Origin of the sequence: Mobiluncus holmesii ATCC 35242 (assembly GCF_000185445.1) — a bacterium.
GTDB lineage: Bacteria > Actinomycetota > Actinomycetes > Actinomycetales > Actinomycetaceae > Mobiluncus > Mobiluncus curtisii.
The window spans coordinates 1,469,300-1,491,379 of record NZ_GL622346.1 but is presented as its reverse complement, the minus strand read 5'-3'; the positions used below and the strand labels follow the sequence as shown (position 1 = coordinate 1,491,379).

General features: G+C 58.7%; 18 protein-coding genes. 14 read left to right on the top strand and 4 right to left on the bottom strand.

Going from position 1 to position 22,080, the window contains the following annotated elements:
* The first annotated feature begins 122 nt into the window (after nucleotides 1-122).
* Entirely contained in the window at nucleotides 123-2,066 is a 1,944-nt protein-coding gene (locus HMPREF0576_RS06425) for a trypsin-like peptidase domain-containing protein (RefSeq protein ID WP_004007456.1), read from the top strand.
* Nucleotides 2,067-2,238: 172 nt separating this feature from the next.
* On the top strand, nucleotides 2,239-5,301 hold the full coding sequence (locus HMPREF0576_RS06420) for a glycoside hydrolase family 2 TIM barrel-domain containing protein (protein WP_004011204.1): 3,063 nt from the start codon (nucleotides 2,239-2,241) through the stop codon (nucleotides 5,299-5,301).
* 238 nt (nucleotides 5,302-5,539) lie between these two features.
* Here the strand turns inward: HMPREF0576_RS06420 and ubiE are convergent, their stop codons facing one another.
* The 3 genes from ubiE to relB all read right to left on the bottom strand — a co-directional run bounded on the left by ubiE (nucleotide 5,540) and on the right by relB (nucleotide 7,128).
* Nucleotides 5,540-6,232: a bifunctional demethylmenaquinone methyltransferase/2-methoxy-6-polyprenyl-1,4-benzoquinol methylase UbiE gene (gene ubiE / locus HMPREF0576_RS06415; protein WP_004011202.1), complete on the bottom strand. Its 693-nt coding sequence runs from the start codon at nucleotides 6,230-6,232 to the stop codon at nucleotides 5,540-5,542.
* Between the two features lie 374 nt (nucleotides 6,233-6,606).
* Complete coding sequence (locus HMPREF0576_RS06410) at nucleotides 6,607-6,891, bottom strand: type II toxin-antitoxin system RelE family toxin (protein ID WP_004007453.1); 285 nt, start codon at nucleotides 6,889-6,891, stop codon at nucleotides 6,607-6,609.
* A gap of 9 nt (nucleotides 6,892-6,900) precedes the next feature.
* A complete protein-coding gene (gene relB, locus HMPREF0576_RS06405) occupies nucleotides 6,901-7,128 on the bottom strand; it encodes a type II toxin-antitoxin system RelB family antitoxin (RefSeq protein WP_004007452.1) in 228 nt (75 codons plus the stop codon).
* 198 nt (nucleotides 7,129-7,326) lie between these two features.
* On the opposite strand from relB, the gene HMPREF0576_RS06400 reads away from it, so the two are divergent.
* Entirely contained in the window at nucleotides 7,327-8,613 is a 1,287-nt protein-coding gene (locus tag HMPREF0576_RS06400) for an ATP-binding protein (RefSeq protein WP_004011199.1), read from the top strand.
* A gap of 525 nt (nucleotides 8,614-9,138) precedes the next feature.
* Here HMPREF0576_RS06400 and HMPREF0576_RS06395 read toward each other — a convergent pair.
* Complete coding sequence (locus tag HMPREF0576_RS06395) at nucleotides 9,139-10,443, bottom strand: isochorismate synthase (protein ID WP_004011198.1); 1,305 nt, start codon at nucleotides 10,441-10,443, stop codon at nucleotides 9,139-9,141.
* 572 nt (nucleotides 10,444-11,015) lie between these two features.
* Between HMPREF0576_RS06395 and ndhC the strand changes: the two genes are divergently transcribed.
* Genes ndhC through nuoK form a run of 11 tightly spaced genes read left to right on the top strand, consistent with a single transcriptional unit; the run spans nucleotide 11,016 to nucleotide 22,067 of the window.
* On the top strand, nucleotides 11,016-11,375 hold the full coding sequence (gene ndhC, locus HMPREF0576_RS06390) for an NADH-quinone oxidoreductase subunit A (protein ID WP_004011197.1): 360 nt from the start codon (nucleotides 11,016-11,018) through the stop codon (nucleotides 11,373-11,375).
* 32 nt (nucleotides 11,376-11,407) lie between these two features.
* Nucleotides 11,408-11,953, top strand: a complete 546-nt coding sequence (locus HMPREF0576_RS06385) for an NADH-quinone oxidoreductase subunit B (protein ID WP_004007446.1) — start codon at nucleotides 11,408-11,410, stop codon at nucleotides 11,951-11,953.
* Nucleotides 11,950-12,690: an NADH-quinone oxidoreductase subunit C gene (locus HMPREF0576_RS06380; RefSeq protein ID WP_004011196.1), complete on the top strand. Its 741-nt coding sequence runs from the start codon at nucleotides 11,950-11,952 to the stop codon at nucleotides 12,688-12,690. The genes HMPREF0576_RS06385 and HMPREF0576_RS06380 overlap by 4 nt, the downstream gene beginning before the upstream one ends.
* Nucleotides 12,687-14,060 (top strand): NADH-quinone oxidoreductase subunit D, encoded by a 1,374-nt coding sequence (locus HMPREF0576_RS06375; protein ID WP_004011195.1) that lies wholly within the window; start codon nucleotides 12,687-12,689, stop codon nucleotides 14,058-14,060. Before HMPREF0576_RS06380 ends, HMPREF0576_RS06375 begins: the two co-directional genes overlap by 4 nt.
* The gene (gene nuoE / locus HMPREF0576_RS06370; RefSeq protein WP_004007443.1) at nucleotides 14,057-14,758 is read left to right on the top strand and encodes an NADH-quinone oxidoreductase subunit NuoE; all 702 of its coding nucleotides are present in this window, start codon (nucleotides 14,057-14,059) and stop codon (nucleotides 14,756-14,758) included. The genes HMPREF0576_RS06375 and nuoE overlap by 4 nt, the downstream gene beginning before the upstream one ends.
* A gap of 2 nt (nucleotides 14,759-14,760) precedes the next feature.
* Nucleotides 14,761-16,089 carry an NADH-quinone oxidoreductase subunit NuoF gene (nuoF, locus tag HMPREF0576_RS06365; protein ID WP_004007442.1) on the top strand — a complete coding sequence of 443 codons (1,329 nt, stop codon included), beginning with the start codon at nucleotides 14,761-14,763 and terminating at the stop codon, nucleotides 16,087-16,089.
* A complete protein-coding gene (locus HMPREF0576_RS06360; protein WP_004011194.1) occupies nucleotides 16,090-18,702 on the top strand; it encodes an NADH-quinone oxidoreductase subunit G in 2,613 nt (870 codons plus the stop codon).
* 5 nt (nucleotides 18,703-18,707) lie between these two features.
* Nucleotides 18,708-20,066 (top strand): NADH-quinone oxidoreductase subunit NuoH, encoded by a 1,359-nt coding sequence (gene nuoH, locus HMPREF0576_RS06355; RefSeq protein WP_004011193.1) that lies wholly within the window; start codon nucleotides 18,708-18,710, stop codon nucleotides 20,064-20,066.
* Nucleotides 20,063-20,800 carry an NADH-quinone oxidoreductase subunit NuoI gene (nuoI, locus tag HMPREF0576_RS06350; protein ID WP_004011192.1) on the top strand — a complete coding sequence of 246 codons (738 nt, stop codon included), beginning with the start codon at nucleotides 20,063-20,065 and terminating at the stop codon, nucleotides 20,798-20,800. Before nuoH ends, nuoI begins: the two co-directional genes overlap by 4 nt.
* Nucleotides 20,797-21,771 (top strand): NADH-quinone oxidoreductase subunit J, encoded by a 975-nt coding sequence (locus HMPREF0576_RS06345; protein WP_004011191.1) that lies wholly within the window; start codon nucleotides 20,797-20,799, stop codon nucleotides 21,769-21,771. The genes nuoI and HMPREF0576_RS06345 overlap by 4 nt, the downstream gene beginning before the upstream one ends.
* Complete coding sequence (gene nuoK, locus HMPREF0576_RS06340) at nucleotides 21,768-22,067, top strand: NADH-quinone oxidoreductase subunit NuoK (RefSeq protein ID WP_004007437.1); 300 nt, start codon at nucleotides 21,768-21,770, stop codon at nucleotides 22,065-22,067. The genes HMPREF0576_RS06345 and nuoK overlap by 4 nt, the downstream gene beginning before the upstream one ends.
* Nucleotides 22,068-22,080 lie beyond the last annotated feature (13 nt).

Sequence of the window (22,080 nt, the reverse complement as noted above, 5' to 3'; positions counted from 1 at the left end):
AGTAAGCTCAAACCCGGCAAATCCTACCTGGGAACGAGCTTTGGTCACTGCCAGCCGCCCGCATCCCAGGTAATTTTGAAGTCGCCGGGTTAAAACCGAAGAGAACTTATGAGGAGTAAACAGTGAGCGATACGAATAATCCCTGGGCTTCCCCCGAGGAGGCGTCCGCGCCGGAACGCCGGGAAAACACCGGGTCCACCCCGGAACATCAAGAAACGCAGATTCCCATGAATCCCCAGAACTCTAATGAGGTCGCGGCGCCGGCCAGCCCGCAGACCCCCGAGACACAAACTCCGAGCCTGAGCGGTCGGATTATCTCGGTCACCCCTGCTGGACAAGCCAGCGCGGTTGCGCCGACCTCTGGCGAAGCGGTCAGCGCGGGGTTCGCCAGTCCGTCCGGTGACGGTTTCACAAGTCCTGGTGGTGACGGGTTCACCAGTCCATCCGGGAGCGTCCCGGCTGAACAGCCCGTTGGTAACTTCACCAGTGTGCCCGACGCTGCCTCGACCAAACCGACCGACCCCACTTCTGCCAATGCTGCCAACACGACCAATCCGGCATCGCCGAACCCTTCGACACAGTACGGCGCCAACGCATTTTGGGGTACCACTCCGGGATTTTCTGACCCCCTCGCGAACCCTGCCAGCCCGTCACCTGCCGCGACCAGTCCGAACCAGGGGCAGCCAAACGGGATGAACCCCGGTCAGCCGGGCAATCCCGGAGGCAACCCGTTTGCGACATCCGACCCCTTTGCTGGCGGCCGCGGGGCGACAAACCCGCTGCAAAACAGCTTGACTTGGGCAGCAACCCCAGGGGGCAAAGCGGAAAAAAGCCGTCCTGGTTGGGGAGCCTTGATTGGCGTGGCAGTGGCGGCTTCGCTGCTGAGCACCGGTGGTTTGTACGCCGTCGAACAGAGCGGTTTGCTCGGGCATGACGGGGAAACGACCAGTTCCACCCTGTTTAATCCAGAGGATAAAGACGTCGCCACCCCCGAGCCGGTAGCGAACTCCAACTCGCAGAACCCGAACTGGGAGGCAGTCGCCAAAGCGGTCCGTCCCGCCGTGGTGGCAATCTCGGTGGAAACGAACAGCGAATCCGACCAGGGCTCCGGCTCGATTATCGACTCGAAAGGTCACATCCTGACCAACAATCACGTGGTGGCGGGGGCTGCGGACGGCAACGGAGTCATTACCGTGGAACTGTCCGACGGGCGCTTGTACAAAGCCAAAATTGTGGGTCGTGACGTGCTGACCGACCTGGCAGTGATAAAAATCGAGAACCCTCCGAAAGACTTGACCGTAGCGCCGTTGGGTAACTCTGACGACTTGAAAGTCGGGGAGTCAGTCGCGGCTATCGGTAACCCTCTGGGGCTGTCGTCCACAGTGACCACGGGCATTGTCTCGGCACTGAACCGTCCGGTGCGAGTGCAGGCGGTGCAGGGGGGCGGTTCCGATGATGAGGATGAACGTGACCCCTTCGGTCTGCGCCGTTATTTCGGTGGTGGCGGGATGCTGCAGCCTTCCCAGCCTGAAAAAAGCACCGCTCCCACCGAAGTCACCACGAACGCGATTCAGGTGGATGCGGCGGTGAATCCGGGTAACTCCGGCGGTCCCTTGTTTGATTCACGAGGGCGGATAGTGGGCGTGACTTCGTCTATCGCGAGTCTTTCGGGTTCTGGCGGCTCGACCGGAGAGGGGCAGGCAGGGTCTATCGGGTTGGGGTTTGCCATCCCGATTAATCAGGCTTCGATGATTGCTACCCAGCTGATTGATCACGGCGAAGCGGTACACGCGGCGCTCGGCGTAGTTGTGGGTCAAGAGGTCGCCACCGTAGACAAAGTGTCCCGCTTGGGGGCGCGGGTGCAAGAAATCAACTCCGGTTCGGCAGCTGATAAAGCCGGTCTGAAACAGGGGGACATCATCACCATGATTGACGGCAAACCCGTGAAAGGCTCGTTGTCCCTGGTCGGCTTCGTGCGGCAGTATGCCGTGGGTGACACGGTGGAACTGACCGTGGTGCGCGGCGGGACAGAAAAGAAGATTCCCGTGACGCTCCAGGCGCAATAGTCGCGAGCATGAGCTTAGCTGGCTGGTCGCTACCTACGGGTGGCGGCCAGCCTGGCAATTATGTGCACCGCCGGCCCCGGCAAAACTGTGTTATCGTTACCAGTGCCGGTGAGAACGATGACACCAGCGTCGGTGGATACGATTCCCATGGCACCTCCCCGAGGAGACTTTTATGCAGTTACCAAATCACCACCAGAACCTCAACGTTTTACACGAAAATACTGTGGCGCCGCGGGCTTACTACATTCCGGTTTCCCCCGAGGTCGCGCGCGCCCCGGCGCAAATCCCGAATTTCAACCTGGACCGTGAGCGTTCAGACCGTTTCCAGCTGCTCAACGGTGTGTGGAAGTTCGGATTCTATCCCTGCGTAGAGGACGTGCCGGAGGATTTTTTCACTCCCGGAGCTGCGGGGCTTCCCGACACGATTCCCACACCCGGCGCGTGGCAGTACCACGGTTACGACTCCCACCAGTACACGAACATCAACTACCCCTTCCCTTTTGACCCCCCTTATGTGCCCCATACCAACCTCGCTGGCGCTTACCGTCATGAGTTTCACTACCAGCCAGATCCGCAAGCCCCCGATGCCACCCTCGTTTTCGAGGGCGTTGACTCGTGTTTCTACCTGTGGCTGAACGGGCGTTACGTGGGGTATTCACAAGTCTCCCACACGGTTTCCGCTTTTGAGGTCACCGAGTTTCTGCGAGAGGGGACGAATACGCTGGCGGTACTGGTCTGTAAATGGTCGGATGGCAGCTACCTGGAAGACCAGGACAAGTTCCGCTGTTCGGGCATTATCCGCGATGTCTACCTGCTGAAACGCCCCGCGGTACACCTCAACGATTACTTCCTCACCACCGAGATACAGCCCAACGGTGCCGGCGTAAAACTGCGCGCGAATTTCCGTGGGGAACCCTGCCCGGTCACGGTAACGCTCACCGACGGCCCCAACATTGTGGGGCAAACTGAGCTACACCCCTTGTGCGATGGGGACGAAACCTACACCCATGCCACCGAATTCCACCTCGAACACCCGAAACTGTGGAATCCTGGCGCACCCCACCTCTATACCCTGGTGATGGAATCTGCGCACGAAGTCATCACGGAACGGGTCGGCATCCGTACCGTGACCATCACTGACGCCGTGCTGAAAATGAACGGCAACCCCATCAAAATCAAAGGCGTAAACCGTCACGAAAGTGAAGCGCAAACCGGACCGGTCGTCTCGCTAGCCCAGATGAAACGGGATTTAGAGCTGATGCGCCAGCACAATATCAACGCGGTGCGCACCTCCCACTACCCGAACTGCCCCCAGTTCTATCATCTGTGCGATGAGCTGGGTTTTTACGTGATGAGCGAAGCGGATAATGAAAGCCACGGCACCCGAAACCGCGTCCTGACCGACGAATCGGAAGAAAACGTGGTGGAGCTGTGGAATAAACCCATCGCCGACAACCCGGAGTGGATTCCTGCCATCCTGGACCGGGTCCAGCGCTGTGTTCACAGCGAAAAGAATCGTCCGTGCGTGTTCTCCTGGTCGGCAGGCAACGAATGTGCTTACGGGGTAACTGTCGAAACCGCGCTGCAGTGGATTAAAGACTTTGACCCCACCCGGGTGACGCACTACGAAAGCGCCTATTATCGGTCCCACGACCGCACTTATGATTACCACAATATCGACCTGTACTCCCGAATGTACCCCCCACTTTCCGACATCACAGACTATCTGGATAACCTCGGCGACAAGCCATTCCTGCTGGTGGAGTACTGTCACGCGATGGGCAACGGTCCGGGGGATTTAGAGGATTACTGGGCCCTGGTGCAGGCAGACGCGCGCATGTGTGGCGGGTTCATTTGGGAATGGTGTGACCACGCAGTGCCAGACGCCGACGGTCGTCTGCTCTACGGTGGAGACTCGGGGGAATACCCCCACGACGGGAACTTTTGCGTCGACGGGCTGGTTAGCCCCGACCGCACCCCGCATATCGGGCTGTGGGAGGTTAAAAATGTGTACCGTCCCTTGCGGTTTAGCTATGACCAAAAGGCTGGGTTGCTGCGGGCGACCAATATGGCTGATCACCTCAACATCGCAGATTTTGCCACCCTAAAATGGGTGAGGGTGCGAGACGGCGCGGAGGACAGCGGCGCTATCGAGCTGCCCCCGCTGGCGCCCCACCAGAGTGTAGAAATTCCGCTTTCCATGGACGTTCCTGCCGGCGGGCGGTGTTTCCTGAGGGTGGAAACGTACCTGTCCCGTCCGTTCGCCTGCCTGGAGGCGGGGCATTTATTGGGGTTCGACGAGTTTGCTCTGGATAACGCCGACCCGCGCTGTCTGCCTGCCCGTCAGCTCAGCCAGGAACTCCGGACCATTCCGGCACCTGACGCTCCCCGCATCGAAACCAGCCCCAAGGAAATCACTATTGAGCTGGGCACATACACTTACGTGTTTTCCCGGTTCACCGGAATGCTCACCGATTGGCGTGGCAGCGCGGGGTCGCTCCTGACCCGGCCGATGGAACTCAACATTTGGCGCGCCCCGACCGATAACGATATGTATATCCGGCCGCGGTGGGAGCGGGCGCACTACGACCGTTGCACCCCTTATGCCTATTCGGTCGAGGTGGTGTCCGGTGCGAGCGTGGTGGTGAAATCGCAGGTAGCGCTGGTGGCGCCGTCGATTCAGCCCATTTTGAAAGCGGACTTGGAGTGGACACTAGGCGCCGATGGGGCCTTGCGAATGAACGCCAGCGTTACCCGTGATATGCAGTTCCCGGAACTACCGCGCTTGGGATGGCGGCTCTTCTGGGACCAAAACTTTACCCACGCCGACTGGTCAGGGCTGGGACCGCACGAAAACTACCTCGACAAACGTCGTTCTGCCTGGCACGGGCGTTTCTGCAGCCCCGTTCGGGACCTGTTCCAGCACTATTTGCGCCCACAAGAAAACGGGTCGCGCTGCTCCTGTGACTACCTCAAGTTGAGCGGCGAGAACGCCAGTTTAGAGGTGGTGAGCGGGGCGGAGTTCAGTTTCAACGCGTCGCACTTTACGCAAGAAGAACTGGGGGCGAAAGCCCACGATTATGAACTGGTCGAAACCCCGGAAACCGTACTGTGCCTGGATCATCGCATGGCGGGAATCGGTTCCCAAAGCTGCGGACCGAAGTTGCAGGAATGCTACCAAGTCGCCGCACCGCACTACGAATTTTCTTTCACTCTCAAGTGTTCCAGCAATTAGGCGAGGTGCCACAGGGGTGACCAGAAATATCCCCAGTGGTACGACCAGGTGGAGCTGAGCGCCGGCGTCATCGGGACTTCGAGAACGGTGCCGAAGTTCTTTGACGGGTTTTCAATCCGATTTCGGAGAAATGCGTCTATCACCACGCATTGTCAGTAAAAGCCGGGTGTGCGACGAAAAAACGCCACCAGGAACTTTTGCGTTTTACCGATTCTAGGAGATGCCCCCGGACCGGCGGTTACTTCAGTTTGTAGCCTCGATGCAGGGCGACGATACCGCCGGTGAGATTCTTGAGCTGCAGGCGCTCGAAACCTGCCGCGCGCAGGTGGGCGGCGAACTGGTACTGAGAGGGCCAAGCCAAGATAGATTCCGCCAGGTAGTCATACGCCACCGCGTCGGTCGAGAACAGCCGGGCAATCGGCGGCATAACCCGGTGCAAAAAGAACCGATAAATGGCTCTAAACGGGCCAAAAGTCGGGCGGGAAAATTCGCACACCACCACGTGTCCGCCGGGGCGCACCACCCGGTAAAACTCCCGCAAAGCCTGGTCCGGGTCCGACACGTTGCGCAGCCCAAAACTGATGGTGACGCAATCAAAAGTGTTGTCGGGAAAGTCCAGGTTCATCGCGTCGCCCTGCTGAAAGTCAATCTCTGGGTGACGCCGGCGCCCCTCGGCAATCATGCCTTCGGAAAAATCAACTGCCACGACTTTGGCACCGGCACGCACGAACTCAATCGAGCTGGCGCCAGTCCCAGCGGCCACATCCAGAACTTTCAGAAATGGCCGCGTCACCACCGCGCGCTTCACGTGGGCGCGCCATATTTTTTCCTGCCCCAGGGAGACGAGGAAATTCATCAAATCGTAACGTCGAGCCACGGCATTGAACATGGATTGGACGTCGTGAGGATTCTTGTCTAGGTTCGCGCGCATAGGTTCTATCCTACCGCCAGGCCCGTGGCGGGGGTTTACGTCATGCCCTGCACGAATGACCGATTTCGGTTCGGTTTGGCGACCTATGATTTAGCCGGAAACGCGGCTACCAGCGGTTTTGTAAATGCGCAAGGGCGCTGTGGTGCAGATTTAGGTCTGAAATCGGTCGTTCGTGTAAGTCCCCATAAGATCCCGCGCATGAAGCCCAAAACCGGTTTTAGGTCCTGAAAATCGCCAATATTGGCGATTTTACGTACTTATTTTCGCCAAAAAGCCATCCTGACAACGCTCTGTGCCGGGGTTGTGGTTTTAGTTTTGTCGGGTTGGAAGGTCGTGTGTAGTGCTCGTGTTTGCTGGTGGGATAAATCAGTGGCTTAAATCTTGGGTAAGGGGCGATAAACACCTTGTCTGTGCCCGGCGCGGACAATGTTAATCACCAGTTCCTGATCTTTAATCTGTCCTATCACTCGGTAGGAACCGATTCTCCAGCGCCAGCCGTTTTTGGTTCCCTGCAGCTGTTTACCTTGGGGGATGCCTCTGGGGTTCTCGCACCCGTCCAGGTGGTCGCGGACCCACGTCACGAGGAGGATGCGTTGCTTTTTAGGGATACTTTTTAGGTCTTTGCGAGCGGCATTGGTCCAGCGGACTTGATAAGTCATTTGCTTGGGTCACTCGTCTTCCATGACTTCGCGCATAATCTCATCCGTGGTGTAACGGGTGCCGTCGTCTTCTTTCAGGGCTTGCATATAGTCTTGCGTGTCGAGGGCATCTTCCAGTTTTTCTAACGCTGCCCGACGGATAAATTGTGAAAAACTGATTCCTAAGAAGTCGGCATATGCTTGTATCCACTCACGTTCCTGCTGGTCAAAACGTATCGCGGTGGTAGTTTTCGCCATTGTAATCTCCCCCTCGCATTGCGCTGTAATACGTTAAGTGTAGCACTTAAATGTCGATGGTGAGTTGAATAGTTCACTGTTGGTGAGGGGGTTTGGTGTTAATGGCGCAGAGTCCTGTGTCTGGTCTGGCGCACACGCGTGCTTTGAGCGATTTTGCTACATGTAACAAAATCGCTCAAAGTGAAGTAGACTAACAGTATGGAAATCCGCCGGGACGTTTATCTCAATCAGCTCATTGATCGAATGCAAAACGGGATGATTAAAGTCATTACCGGGGTTCGACGCTGCGGAAAAACTTACCTGCTGTTTAGGCTTTTCGCCGATTATCTGCGTCGGGAACTGGGCGTAGATGATGAACACATTATTGAACTCGCGCTGGATACGGAAGATGCGACAGCTTACCGCGACCCCGGCGCGCTCAACGATTACCTGAAATCCAGGCTCCTTGACAAAACCTCGCAATACTACGTGCTCATTGACGAAGTCCAGTATGCGATTACAAGCCAAGAGCTGAAAGGGACGGCGGCTCCGCGCCTTTACGGAGTCTTGAATGGGTTGCTCCGTTCCTACAACGTGGATGTTTACGTGACAGGCAGTAACTCGAAGATGCTTTCCACTGATGTGCTGACCGAGTTTCGCGGACGCGGGGACGAGGTTCGGGTGCGGCCACTGTCTTTTGCAGAGTACATGAGTGGATTCGACGGGGACCGGTATGGCGGTTGGGCGGAGTATGTGCTCTATGGGGGAATGCCGCTGGTGCTGTCGATGCGCAGTGACCAGCAAAAGTCGCGCTACCTGGAGCGCTTGTTTGCGGAAACTTATTTAAAGGACATTATTGCCCGGAACGGAATTGAGAAAACTCAAGAGTTAGAGGACTTGGTGAATGTGCTGGCGTCCTCGGTTGGTTCGCTGGTGAACCCGTCGCGGATAGAGGCGACGTTTAAGAGTGTCCTGAAGTCAAAACTCAGCGCGAACACCATCGCGTCCTATATCGGGTATCTAAAGGAGTCTTTCCTGGTCGAGGCGGCGTCTCGCTATGACGTGAAAGGTCGGAAATATATCGGGAGTCCGCAAAAATACTATTTCGAGGACGTGGGGCTGCGTAACGTCAGGTTGAACTTTCGCCAAGTCGAGGAAAACCACCTGATGGAGAACATTATCTATAACGAACTGCGCCTGCGGGGTTTCTCGGTCGATGTCGGTTGCGTCGAGAAACAGGCTCGTCAAGATGGCAAAGTCATACGGAAAAACCTCGAGGTAGATTTCGTGGCAAATCTGGGTTCGCGGCGCTGCTACCTGCAATCGGCCTGGCGTATCCCGGACTCGGAAAAGGAACGCCAAGAGAAAGCTCCGCTTGTGGAGGTCCCGGACAGCTTTAAGAAAATCTTGTTGGTGCGCGATACCGTGAAACCCACCTATGACCAGCACGGAATCCTCACTATGAGTGTCCTGGATTTCTTGCTTAATCCCAACAGTCTCGATTAGTTCCCGGGGTTAGTCCCGTGCCGGGATAAGTTTTTTCTGGAGGCAGGACAATGATAACCACGGCGACGCGTTAGTCCCGTGCCGGGATAAGTTTTTTTAGTGGTGGTGGGAGCTTCGTCGCGGGGGCGCTCGCGAGAGGCGGTAGGGGGAGTACCCCCTCGCGTTTTGCGCGACTTATTGTCGCAAAACGCTCACCCCCAGCCTCTCTGAGGTGCCCCGTGCTCCGTCGCGCCCGCTGTTCCGGTCCGGGTTACTTTTGCGGATAATAAGGTGGAAATAGGGCTGTAGCTGCCAATAATGGCAGCTACAGCCCAAATCCCACTGTTTATTCCCGCAGGGGAATCTAGCGGGCGTGCACGAATGACCGTTTTCGGTTCGGTTTGGCGCGCCCTGTTTTAGCCGGAAACGCTTCTACCAGCGGTTTTGCAAATGCGCAAGGGCGGTGTGATACGGATTTTCTTTTGAAATCGGTCGTTCATGCAGTTCCCCCTGCCGGGGCTGCAATTTTGGGGCGCGCCCCGCGGGTCAATCAGCCGACAGGTCCAGGCAATCCCGGATTGGCGCCAGTTTCGCCCCGGTTTCCCGCCACTCGGTTTCCGGGTCAGAATCTGCCATGATGCCCGCCCCGACCCAGGCCTCCACGCCGAGCGCATCGAGCTGGGCGCACCGCAGCGCCAAAGCCAACTGGCCCCCGCCATGGGCATCGACCCAGCCGACCGGTCCGGCGTAACGCCCGCGATCCGCTTCAAACCGAGAGATGAACGTCCGCGCAAACTCCCGCGGCAGCCCGCACACCGCCGCCGTGGGGTGAAACTGTGCGACCAGGTGTAACAGCGTCTTGCCCGCCGGCACCCGCAGGTGCAAATCCGTAGCCAAATGGGTCAGATTCGGCAGCTGTAACAGGTAGGGCCCGCTCGCCTCCAAATCGGGGTCGACGCGGCGCAAAGGCTCGGCCACAGAACGCAGCGCCACCTGGTGTTCCGCCAGGTTCTTCGCTGAGTGAGCCAAATCCACGTCCTCGCCGGGCGTCGCCGTGCCTGCCAAAACCCGCGAATGTGCCCGTCCCGCTGCAGCCTCCAGCAGCATCTCCGGCGTGGCCCCGACCAGACCCCCGACGTTGAAAATCCAGCAAGTCGGGTAGCGTTCGCGCAGGCGGGAGGTCAAAGCCCCACCGGCTGCCCGTGCCCGTTCCGCGCCAGCCTCCCCGGCGAACTCGAAGCGAGCCGGGCGAGCCATCACGATTTTCTCCGCTTTGCCCTCGCGGATAGCGCGCACGGCGGCGGCAACGTTTTCCTGGTAAGACGTTTTTCCCACTACGGCGGAAGGTTGCGTTTGCAGGGCATCTTGGCGCTGGCGGTGGGGAAAGTTTTTAATCCAAGACATGGCGGCCCGATACAATCGGTCCGCTCTAGGCTCATTAACACTCTCGGCTTGATAAGCCACGGTAATCCACGCCCCCTGGTCGTCGCTGCCCACCAGGAATGACGGAAGGACAAAAACCGGGGTCGCCGCGCTGTTAAACCCAAAGGACGCGAAAGCCACCGGACCGGTGCCGCGTCTCTGCACCGCATCAAACACCTGGGCGTGGCGTCCTACCAGGTACCACGCTGCGCCTGCCCGATCCAGGTCTGAGCCGTCCTCCCAATGCCAGGCTGGCGCAAAGTCCTGACCGGGAATATCCCCTAAACCCGGCGCTGCCAACGTGAGGGGGGCGCCTTGTGCAGGGGGAGACGCAAAGAAAAATCCGTCCGTGGGGAGTGCCGCGGCGTCCATAGGGAACAGCTCCGGGGACAAATCGCGGTCAAGGGCGCGAGTGTGGACGAATAGCACCCATCCATCCTAGGTTCCCCCGCTCAGCGCCCAAAACCGGCGGAGGGGCACGCGGGTAGACTTCCGACGCAGCCCTACGCCCGAGAGTGCAGAACCTTCCGCCAACCGCCACACTGGATGTTGAGGCGGGGTTTGCCTAGTGCTCCCGAGGTCAGGGGTTCAATCTGGCGTTCAGCCCGAGGGCGCCTTCGTGTCGCCGCATCGTGATAGTACTGAGCCAGTGAATCCACGTGACAGAGCGACTGGACCCCCGGCGGCTGTTGCCTGGTATCTTTCCTGTCCGGGAAAGGACCCGACCTATTTTGCCTCCCCGTTTTTTGGTGCCCCTGGGTCCTTCCCCCTGAGAGGGACCCAGGTCCCAATATGAAAACTCTTTTTTTCCTAAATCGAATCCACGTTAAATGCTGCAGGGAGCGCAAAACCAGGACAAACCCGGAGATAATCACGCCTTGCAGACAAAGCTTCCCGGAGTAAAGGGAAAAACTGTAGGGTGGAACTGGCAACTCGCTTGGGAAAAATCTGCTGGCTAGAGTGCCGGCAAGCAGCTCAGGCGGTTTAAAGATGGAGAAGCTATGAATGTTTACGTAGCGCTGCTGATTATGCTGTTAGTGGCCGGAGTGGTGGCATTAGTAGGAGTTTTGGCAGGTTACCTGTTCGGTCCCACGAAGCCAAACAGCGTTAAGAATGCCAACTATGAATGTGGCTGTGACCCCACTCCGAATCGTGGAAGCCAGGCGCGTTTCCCGGTTAAGTATTACCTGACCGCCATGATGTTTATCGTTTTCGACATCGAGGTGGTGTTTCTCTACCCCTGGGCGATTTCCTTTTTCCAGCAAGGAAAGTTTGGCTTGTTCGTGATGATGACTTTCGTGGAACTGCTGGCAGTGCCTTTTATCTACGTGTGGGCCCGTCGCGGCTTTGACTGGAATTAAAAACGTTCCAAGTATTTTGGAGGAAACCAAAAATGATGGATCAAGATTCTGACGGCTTGGCGGCCTTCCCGGAAAAGATTACTGATTTTGCACGCTCCCTCTCGATTTGGCCCGTCACGATGGGGCTGGCGTGCTGCGCTATTGAGATGATGGCAACTGCCGCGTCACGTTTCGACATCGCCCGTTTCGGTTCGGAAGTGTTCCGCTCCTCTCCGCGCCACGCCGACGTCATGCTGGTTTCGGGTCGGGTTTCGCACAAGATGGCCACCATCATGCGCAACGTATATGACGAGATGGCGGACCCGAAGTGGGTTATCTCTATGGGGGCTTGTGCTTCATCCGGTGGCGTGTTCAATAACTACGCAATCGTGCAAGGTTGCGACCACGTGGTGCCGGTAGACATCTATCTGCCGGGCTGCCCGCCGCGTCCGGAAATGCTGCTGGGGGCATTGCTGAGCTTACGCGACCATATCAAGCAAGATCCTTTGGGTAAGCATCGTGAGGAAGCCATCCGCAAAGCGGAAGCGGCGGCGCTGCAGGCAGCCTCATTGAACGACATGAAGGGATTGATGGCGTGAGCGAAGAAACTCAAGATTTGCAAGCCACCCCGGAGGGTGACCTGGAGCCGAAGTTGCCCCGGTACGCCAATCCTCGCGGCGAATCGCTGGGAGTGCGGGATAACCCGTTTGGGGTCCACGGCACCGGCGACACTTCCGGTTACGGTCTGTTGCACCGAGAAGTGCGGATGCCGGGGCAATCGCCGAAGCCTTACGGGGGCTGGTTTGATGACTGCGTGGACTACCTGGAGGAGGATTTGCGTGGAGCCGGGGTGGATCCCCACACTGCCATAGACCGGGTCGTCGTCTCCCACGGCGAGTTGACGATTCACGTCGCCCGTGAACACCTGGTGACGGTCGCAAAAGCCTTGCGTGATGACCAAGACCTGCGCTTTGAACTGTGCATGGGTGTCTCCGGGGTGCATTACCCGCACGACACCGGGCAGGAACTGCATGCCGTGTATCACTTCATCAGTGTGACCCACAACCACAACCTGCGCATCGAGACTGCGGCTCCCGAAGATGACCCGAAAGTCCCCTCCATCGTGGATATTTACCCCGGAAACAACTGGCACGAGCGAGAAGCGTTCGACATGATGGGCATCATCTTTACCGGGCACCCGGCTCTGACCCGGTCCCTGCTGCCCGACGATTGGGTAGGGCACCCGCAGCGTAAGGACTACCCGTTGGGCGGGATTCCAGTGCAATTCAAGGGCGGCACCGTCCCGCCGGCCGACACGCGGAGGAGCTACAGTTGAGTACCGAAACGATAAACCCAGAGGCAAAAACGCAACATGTTCATGCTGCCGCGGGGGCGAGCGACTCCGTGGCGGGAATGCCGGAGTTCTCCGTGCAAGACGGGGAATGGGCGGCGATGGCGGCTGACCTCGAGTCGGCTCACAATGACCGGATTGCTGTAAACCTGGGTCCGGTGCATCCCTCCACCCACGGCGTGCTGCGCGTCATTGTGGAGCTGGAAGGCGAGACGGTTAAGGACTGCCGTCTGGGCACCGGCTACCTGCACACCGGTATCGAAAAATCTATGGAATACCGCACTTACAATCAGGGCGTCGCCTACTGTAGCCGGATGGATTACGTAGCGCCGTTCTTTTCAGAAGTCGCCTGGTGTTTGGCGGTCGAAAAAGCTCTGGGGGTGACGGATCAAGTACCGCGGCGTGCCAGTGAAATCCGGGTGCTGCTGATGGAACTGAACCGGATTGCTTCGCACCTGGTCGCTGTCGGTACCGGTGCGAACGAGCTGGGTGCGACGACCATGCTGACCACCGGTTTCCGGGGTCGTGAAGAAATCCTGCGGATTTTTGAACACATTACCGGTCTGCGGATGAACAACACCTATATGCGTCCCGGCGGTGTGTCCAACGACCTGTTGGATGACACCATCGACATGATTCGTGAAAAGCTTCCGCTGGTGAAACGTGACATTGGCGAAATGCAGGATTTGATTATGGCTAACCCCATCTTTATTGGTCGGATGAAGAACGTGGGGTGGCTGCCGCTGTCTACCATGATGGCGCTGTCCCTGACCGGTCCGTGCCTGCGGGCAGGCGGTTTACCGCTGGATATGCGCAAGCTGCAGCCCTACTGCGGGTATGAGGCGTACACGTTCGATGTTCCCGCCCGCGACCATTCCGACTGTTACACCCGTACCGAGGTGCGTTTCGAGGAAATGTATCAGTCTCTGCGCATCGTGTATCAGGTGCTGGATCGCCTAGAACAGAGCGAGGGAGAGCCGGTCATGATTGCCGACCCGAAGTTCGCCTACCCCTCCAAGCTCACCATCGGTGCCGATGGTCAAGGTCAAGACCCGGAGCATGTGTCGCACATTCTGGGGCACTCGATGGAGGAACTTATACATCACTTTAAGCTGGTGACCGAAGGCTTCCGGATTCCGCCCGGTCAGGTTTACGCCCAGGTCGAGCACGCTAAGGGCATCCAGGGTGTACACCTGGTGACCGACGGGGGCACCCACCCGTACCGTGCCCACTTCCGCGACCCCTCTTATGCAAACCTGCAGTCTGCCTCCATGATGTGCGAGGGCGGCTTGATTTCTGACTTGGTGGTGTCAATCGGTTCGATTGACCCGGTGTTTGGAGGTGTGGATCGATGAAACCGTATCCCGAGGACGTCAAAGCGCGCCTGGTTCGCGAAGGTCAAGAGATTATTTCTCGCTATCCCGAGGGACACTCGCGTTCGGCGCTGCTGCCGTTGCTGCATCTGGTCCAGTCCGAGGACGGCTTCGTATCCGCCAACGGTATCGAGCTGTGTTCCGAACTGTTAGGTATCAGTCCCGCAGAAGTCTCGGCGGTCGCCACGTTCTATACCCAGTACAAGCGCCGTCCCAACGGGGAATACAACGTGGGGGTGTGCACCACTTCGCTGTGCGCCGTCATGGGGGGCGACGAAATTTGGGAAACCGTGTGTGACCACTTGGGCATCGGCAACGGAGAAACGACCGCGGACGGGAAAGTCACCCTGGAGGCGATTGAATGTAACGCTGCCTGCGACTTTGCCCCCGTCATTATGGTGAACTGGGAATTCTTTGATAACCAAACCCCGCAATCGGCGGTGAAACTGGTCGACGATTTGCGGGCGGGCAACCCGGTGCAGCCGACTCGTGGTCCAAATCGCGTCCCGACCTTTAAGGAAAACGAACACCTCTTGGCGGGATTCGAGGACGGACTGGCGGACGAGGGCGACTCTGCAGGTGTTCCCACCCTGTTGGGCAAGCGTATCGCCGCGGAAAAGGGTTGGGGAATCCCCAGCGACCCGGGCTGGTCAGCTCCCGAACCGAAGGAAGGTGAATAGTCATGAGTGAATTGAACCTGACTGATATTCCTGGCGGTGAGGTGCCACTGACCCCGATTTTGTCGGATATGTGGGGCGTGGACCGGTCTTGGACCCTGGAGGCATACCGGGCACGTGGGGGATACCAGGGTCTGGCAAAAGCCAACTCGATGGATCCTGCGGAGGTGTTGGCTGCGGTCAAGAACTCGGGGTTGCGCGGGCGTGGTGGTGCCGGTTTCCCCGCGGGGTTGAAGTGGTCGTTCCTGCCTCCCGATGACGGTTTGCCGCGCTACCTGACGGTGAACGCTGACGAGTCCGAGCCGGGGACCTGCAAGGATATTCCGCAAATCATGGCGAACCCGCACGCCCTCATCGAGGGGATGGCAATCTGTTCGCGCGCGATTCGCTGCGAACACGCTTTCGTGTATCTGCGCGGAGAAGTGACCCACCCGCTGCGCCGACTGCTGGCTGCTATCCGGGAAGCAACCGAGGCGGGATTGCTGGGCGACCTCAAGATTACTGCCCACTCCGGGGCGGGAGCCTACATCTGTGGTGAGGAAACCGCCCTGCTGGATTCGCTGGAAGGCAGGCGCGGACACCCGCGGTTGAAACCGCCGTTCCCGGCCGCTCAGGGGCTGTACGCCCGTCCCACCGTCATCAATAACGTCGAGACGATTTCCCAGGTCGCGGGTATTTTTAAGTATTCGGATAACTGGTACGCCGCGATGGGCACAGAAAAGTCCAAGGGACACGGGATTTTCTCGGTTTCCGGTCACGTCGCCCGCCCCGGTCAGTTCGAGGCGCCGTTCGGGATTACGATGCGGCAACTGTTGGGATACTGCGGCGGGGTGCGAGCTGGACACGACCTGAAATTCTGGGCGGTCGGGGGCTCCTCGGCACCCATCTTTACCCCCGCTGAACTGGACGTTCCCCTGACTTATGAGGAAGTCGCCGCCGCTGGGTCGATGCTGGCGACCCGAGCGATTCAAGTGTTTGACGAAACGACTTCGGTGGTGCGTGTCATGACCCGTTGGGTGGATTTTTATCAGCATGAATCCTGCGGCAAATGCACCCCGTGCCGGGAAGGCACCTATTGGATGAAGCAAATCATGCACCGTCTCGAAGCCGGTAAAGGCGAAGTGGGTGACGTGGACAAGCTGCTGTCGATTACTTCCGAGATTGGTGGGCGCTGCTTCTGCGCGTTGGGGGACGCGGCCATCACGCCGGTGAAGTCGGGTATCGAACGTTTCCGTGACGAGTTTGAAAAAGGCTACACAACTCCGGCTTGGGAGTTGTTCCCCTACGAACGCAGCGTGTATTACCACGAGGCAGCGGGTGAGGTAGGTAAATAAATGAGCGACGAAGTGCAAATGGTCAATATTAAAGTTGACGGCAAGCCCCTGGAAGTGCCCCAAGGCACCTTGGCGATTCGGGCTTGTGAACAAGCTGGAGTGTACGTGCCGCGCTTCTGTGACCACCCGTTGCTGAAGCCGGTGGCAGCATGCCGGGCGTGTCTGGTGGAGGTCGCCATGCCCAACCGGCAGGGAGACGTCGCCAAGATGCCCAAACCAATGCCGGCTTGCTCGACCACCTGCACGGATCGGATGGAGATTTACACCCAGCTCAGCTCCGAGGTTGCAGCGAAGGCTCAGAACGGTATCCTGGAGTTCCTGCTGGTCAATCACCCGCTGGACTGCCCGGTTTGCGATAAAGCCGGGGAATGCCCGCTGCAAAACCAGACCTTCATGGAAGGCAATCCGACTTCGCGTTTCACTGATAAAAAGCGAGTCTGGCCCAAGCCGGTGCGCTTGACCTCCGAGATTTTGCTGGACCGGGATCGCTGCGTGCTGTGCCAGCGCTGCGTGCGTTTCGGCAAGGAAATCGCCGGGGACGTATTTTTGGACCTACAAGGGCGGGGCGGCGGTTCCTCTCCATGCGATCACCATTTCTTTATGGGGGAAAACATCGGTTCCTTCGACACGCAAGTGCTGGGGATATACGACGAAGAGACAAACCCGGACGGCGCTACCGTCACCCCTTGTGAATCAATGACCGGTCCCAGCGGAGAGCCTGGCATCATCGGTTCGATGCATTCGGGACACCCGGACGTGGCGCATCGTGACGTGTCCGGTCGACGTTTCGCCTCGTACTTTTCCGGCAATGTCACCCAAATCTGCCCGGTCGGGGCGCTCACGAATGCCTCCTATCGGTTCCGGGCGCGTCCCCACGATCTCATCTCTACCCCCTCGATTACCGACCAGGATGCTAGCGGGGCAGAAATCCGGGTCGACGCACGCCGTGGGGTTGTGCTGCGTCACCTGGCAGGGGATAATCCCGAGGTCAATGAGGAATGGATTTCAGACAAGGACCGTTACGCGTTCGCCTGGCAGTCCTCTACAGACCGCTTGACCCGCCCGATGGTGCGTAACGACGCGGGCGAGTTGGAGGAAACTGACTGGGGCACCGCCCTTTCGCGGGCTGCCGCCTATGTTAAAGAATCTTCACAAAACTCCGAGGTCACGTTCTTTCCCGGCGAGCATCTCACCCTCGAAGATTACTACGCTTGGGGCAAGTTTGCGCACGTGGTGGGCAAATCGAACATCGTGGATGCGCGGGCGCGAGACTTCCGCATGGATGAGGTGAACTTCATCAAACTGCGGGTCGCGGGGCGTCCGGTAACAGTGACCTACCAAGATATTGAAAAAGCACCGTTTGTGTTCCTGGTCGATTTGGAACCGGAGGACGAATGCGCCACCCTGTTCTTGCGGCTGCGCAAAGCCACGCAAAACCACGGCACGAAAGTCGCCACGCTGGCCCCGTTCTTGAGCGACGGGGCGCGCAAACTCGGCGCCACCCTGGTGCAAAACCAGCCGGGGGAACAACTCCAGATTTTACAAGACATCATCGCTGGTCAAGGCGAGTTTGCCTGGGTGAAGGAATCTCTCAGCCAGCCCGGCGCGCTGGTGCTGATGGGGGAGCGTGCCAGCCTGGTCGTTGACGAGCTGGAGTATGCCGCGCGCCTGGCTGACGCCACCAACGCTGCGTGGGCATGGATACCGCGCCGCGCCGGTTCGCGTGCCGCCATCGAGGCGGGCTGTTTCCCCGGTCTGCTGCCACGCGGTCGCCTGGTGACCGATCCGATGGCTCGTGCCAACATTGACGCGGCGTGGGGCTTGACGGAGCCGCTGCACGAGAATCTGCCGCTGTGCTTCCGGTGTATGCTGACCCCCGAGGCTTGGGAACAGTTCCTGCCCGGCACCACTATGGTGATGGGTGGGGTTGACCTGCGCGACCTGGAGGACCCGGAGGGGACACGAGAAGTCCTCAAAGGCGTGAAGCATGTCATCCAGCTGGAAGTGCGCCAGACCGAAATCACCCAATATGCCGATGTCGTGCTGCCGGTGGCACCGCCCCACGAAAAGAGCGGTACTTTCGTCAACTGGGAGGGACGACTGCGTCCCTTCGGTCAGGCTTTGGCATCGCACGCGTTGCCGGACTGGAAGGTCATGAACCTGCTGGGTCGGGCTGCGGGATACGACCTGGGGTTGGACTCTCTGGCTGCTATCTGGCATGAGTACGAGGAACTGGGTTCCTGGGAAGGCATTCGTTTGGGGGCGCCTTTCCGGCAGGATCCCCCCATTGTTCCCCCCGAAGCGGGGCAGGCTTTGGTCATTACCTGGAAGCCACTGCTGGATGCGGGTCGCTGCCAGGATGGCGAACCGGATTTGGCAGGAACTGCCAGAGTCCCGGTGGTGCGCCTGAGCGCGGCAACCGCCCAGGAGAACGGCATTACCGATATTGCCAAGATTACGGGACCGCGAGGTACCGTGACCCTGCCGGTGGTGCTCACGGACATGCCGGATCGGGTCGTGTGGATGCCGGAATGCTCCCCCGGATCCCTGGTTCACGAAACCTTGGGTTCGGCTTACGGTCAGCTTGTTAGCTTGAAAGCAGCGGAGGCGTAACCATTATGTACACATTGACTCCTATCCTGACCGCCCTGGGTACTGACCTGTGGTCCGCCGCGGCTCCGGCTCCGAAAGGGGCTGACTTCAGTCAGGAAACCTGGTGGATTTCCCTGATTAAAGCCCTGATTATCATCGTGGTGCTGATTCTCTACGTGCTGTTGGCGCTGTGGGTAGAGCGCCGTGGGCTGGGGCGCATCCAGACCCGTCCCGGTCCGAATGTGCGTGGTCCGTTCGGTCTGCTCCAAGCCGTTGCGGACGCCGGCAAGATGGTGTTTAAAGAAAACTTCCGTCTCAAGGGCGCTGACACCCTGATTTATCTGATTTCCCCGATGCTGGTGGCGTTCACGGCTTTTGCCATTTACGCGTTGATTCCGTTCGGGCCAAATGCGACAGTTTTCGGGATTTCCACCCCGCTGCAGCTGTTCGACTCCGGGGTCGCCACCCTAATTGTGCTGGCGATTTCTTCCCTCGGTATCTATGGCATCGTCCTAGGTGGTTGGTCCGCGAACTCTCCGTTCCCGCTGTTGGGTTCGGTGCGTTCCACGGCACAAGTTATCTCTTACGAGTTGGCGATGGGCACCGCCTTGGTCAGTGTGTTCATCATGGCTGGTTCTATGTCCACCTCCGAAATTGTGGAGGCGCAAAAGGATCCGAGCTGGCTGTTGGGTCTGCTCCCTGCCTTTGTCGTGTATCTCATCGCTTCTTTCGGGGAAACGAACCGTCTGCCTTTCGACTTGACGGAATGCGAAAGCGAGCTGGTGGCAGGGCACCAAACCGAGTACTCGGGAATGAACTTCGCCTGGTACTACCTGGCGGAATATATCAATATCTTTAACGTTTCCGCCGTGGCGGTGACTATGTTCCTGGGCGGTTACAAAGCGCCGTGGGCGTGGGACTTGATGAATCCTGTCGCCGGGTCGCCGTGGTGGGGCATTCTGTGGTTTAACGTCAAGGTGTGGTCTCTGTTCTGGATTTTCGTGTGGGTGCGTGGCACCCAGGTGCGTTTCCGTTATGACCAGTTCATGAATCTCGGCTGGAAGGTCTTGATTCCGGTCGGGTTCGTGTGGATGATGGCAGTCGCGTGGATTAAGGCTCTGCCCGTATTCTTCGGTTTCAACTCGCAACAAATCATGTTTGCGGTGGCTGGGGTCTGCGTGGTGCTGTTGATTATCGTGATGCTGATTCCCGTCAAGAAAGTGAAACCGGCCGCCCCTGAGCCCTTTGACCCGATGGCGGATGGTTTCCCGGTCCCGCCCCTCCCTGGACAGGAGCTGCCTCCCAGTCCGCGTTCTGGACTCTTGAAAGTAACTCCCAACACCCCGGCTGAGACTGCCATCACGGGCGGAAAGGAAGAAAAGTGAGCGCGCAAACTTCTGACAACAACTTGGTTGCATCCCCGGACGAACCGGAAAATCCCGACGCTGGAGCACCGACCAATCCCGAACCCGTGGCGGACCCAGATCCGCAACTGTGGCAACGGAAAAAGAAAGGTCCCCTGGCGGAATCGCTGAAAGCAGTCGCCGGTTTCGGAGTCACGTTCCGCAACTTCTTCCGCCCCTACGTGACTGAACAGTACCCTTTTGAAAAGGTGCCGACTCAGCCGCGCTACCATGGACGTCACCAATTGAACCGTTACCCGGACGGCTTGGAAAAATGCGTGGGCTGCGAACTATGCGCCTGGGCGTGCCCGGCGGACGCCATCTATGTAGAGGCCGCCGCAAACACCCCGGAGGCACAGTACAGTGCCGGGGAGCGATACGGGCGGGTCTATGAAATCAACTATCTGCGCTGCATCTTTTGCGGCATGTGCATCGAAGCCTGCCCGACGCGAGCCCTCACGATGTCCAACGATTACGAGATTTGGGATGACAACCGCGAGGATTTGATTTTTGAAAAGGATCGCCTGTTGGTTCCTTTAAACGCCGGGATGCTCAGCACGCCGCACCCGATGGCGTCAGGCACTTCTGACATGGATTACTACAACGGAAGCGTCACCGGCGCGACTCCCGACCAGATTGACTGGGTTGCGAGTCGTCGTCCGCAGGATGCCTCCTTGGCCAGTGCCGGAAAACCGGCACAGGAGGTGAAAGCATGAGCCACTTGCTGCAAGCGGTCGCGGAATTACCCGAAATGGGCACCGGTCAGACAATCTTCGTAGCGGCATGTTCCGCGCTGGCGTTGATTGCGGCATTGGGGGTAGCGCTGTCGAATCGAGCAGTTCACGCCGCGGTATATATGGTCGCCATGATGGTGTGTGTCGCGGGTATCTACTTTTCGGTCGGAGCCGAGTTCCTGGGCGCGGTTCAGATTGTGGTTTACACCGGCGCCATCATGATGATGTTCCTGTTCGTCATTATGTTGGTGGGGGTGCAAGCGGTGGACTCGCCGCGAGACTCCAAAGTCGGGACGGTAGCGGCAGCCGTGCTGCTGGTCGTGGCTTTCGGGATTATGGCGATTGTTGCTGCCGTAAACACCACGGTGAACGGGGCTCCGGCGCGCCCCAGCGGGGATCCCAATCCGGTGCGCCTGGCTTCTGAAGTCATCAACACCTACTACGCACCGCTGGAAATGGTCGCCACGCTGCTGATTGTGGCAGCGGTCGGAGCGATGAGCTTGACTCACTCCGAGGCACTGCTGCCGCGCTTGACCCAGCCTTTCCTGGTGAAGCAGCGGATGAAAGCATACCGAGACGGTGGTCACGTCCTGGGTCAGACCGTGCCGCCGGGCGTCTATGCGGAAACCAACGCTTTGGATGTGCCGGCTATCAGCGGTGAAACTCAACGCCCGGTACCGGAATCGGTGCCGCGCGTGGTGCGAGTCCTCGGGGAAGACCGTTCGCTCGGGGAAGTCTCGCCGTGGACTGCGCGTGCTTTGGCTGCCGAAATTAGTGGGGGAGTCGGGCTGCATGGCGCGAAAGCCTCCGCGGCGGTCGCCCGTTCCGGCGCGGTGGGAATGCCCGGACCGGGCGCTCCCGAAGCCCTGCCAGACCATGCAGAACCGCTTGATAAAACTATTGCGGACCACACCGAACCCGGTACCGCCACGACTGAAGGAGAAGACGCATGAACGTGATGTTCCTGGTATTCGTGGCGCTGGCTCTGTTTGCCGTAGGCGCCTTGACCGTGCTGCTCCACCGTTCCGCGGTCATCGCCCTGATGGGCGTGGAAATCATGCTGAACTCGTGCAATATCGCGCTGGTGGCTCTGGGAGAAGCCAACACTAATATGACCGGGCAAGTCCTGGCGTTCTTTGTGATGACCGTGGCGGCTGCGGAAGTCGTGGTCGGTCTGGCGCTGATTGTGTCGCTGTTCCGCTCCCGGCGCACCACCTCCCTCGACGACTTCAACCTGTTGAACGGCTAAGGGGGAAAGGAAA

Excerpts from the sequence above, each read along its gene's own strand:
- ndhC (WP_004011197.1), top strand. The coding sequence starts at position 11,016 with ATGAATGTTTACGTAGCGCTGCTGATTATGCTGTTAGTGGCCGGAGTG.
- HMPREF0576_RS06360 (WP_004011194.1), top strand. The coding sequence starts at position 16,090 with ATGAGCGACGAAGTGCAAATGGTCAATATTAAAGTTGACGGCAAGCCC.
- HMPREF0576_RS06345 (WP_004011191.1), top strand. The coding sequence starts at position 20,797 with ATGAGCCACTTGCTGCAAGCGGTCGCGGAATTACCCGAAATGGGCACC.
- HMPREF0576_RS06400 (WP_004011199.1), top strand. The coding sequence starts at position 7,327 with ATGGAAATCCGCCGGGACGTTTATCTCAATCAGCTCATTGATCGAATG.
- ubiE (WP_004011202.1), bottom strand. The coding sequence starts at position 6,232 with ATGCGCGCGAACCTAGACAAGAATCCTCACGACGTCCAATCCATGTTC.
- HMPREF0576_RS06420 (WP_004011204.1), top strand. The coding sequence starts at position 2,239 with ATGCAGTTACCAAATCACCACCAGAACCTCAACGTTTTACACGAAAAT.
- nuoK (WP_004007437.1), top strand. The coding sequence starts at position 21,768 with ATGAACGTGATGTTCCTGGTATTCGTGGCGCTGGCTCTGTTTGCCGTA.
- nuoE (WP_004007443.1), top strand. The coding sequence starts at position 14,057 with ATGAAACCGTATCCCGAGGACGTCAAAGCGCGCCTGGTTCGCGAAGGT.
- nuoH (WP_004011193.1), top strand. The coding sequence starts at position 18,708 with ATGTACACATTGACTCCTATCCTGACCGCCCTGGGTACTGACCTGTGG.
- nuoF (WP_004007442.1), top strand. The coding sequence starts at position 14,761 with ATGAGTGAATTGAACCTGACTGATATTCCTGGCGGTGAGGTGCCACTG.
- HMPREF0576_RS06410 (WP_004007453.1), bottom strand. The coding sequence starts at position 6,891 with ATGACTTATCAAGTCCGCTGGACCAATGCCGCTCGCAAAGACCTAAAA.
- HMPREF0576_RS06385 (WP_004007446.1), top strand. The coding sequence starts at position 11,408 with ATGATGGATCAAGATTCTGACGGCTTGGCGGCCTTCCCGGAAAAGATT.
- relB (WP_004007452.1), bottom strand. The coding sequence starts at position 7,128 with ATGGCGAAAACTACCACCGCGATACGTTTTGACCAGCAGGAACGTGAG.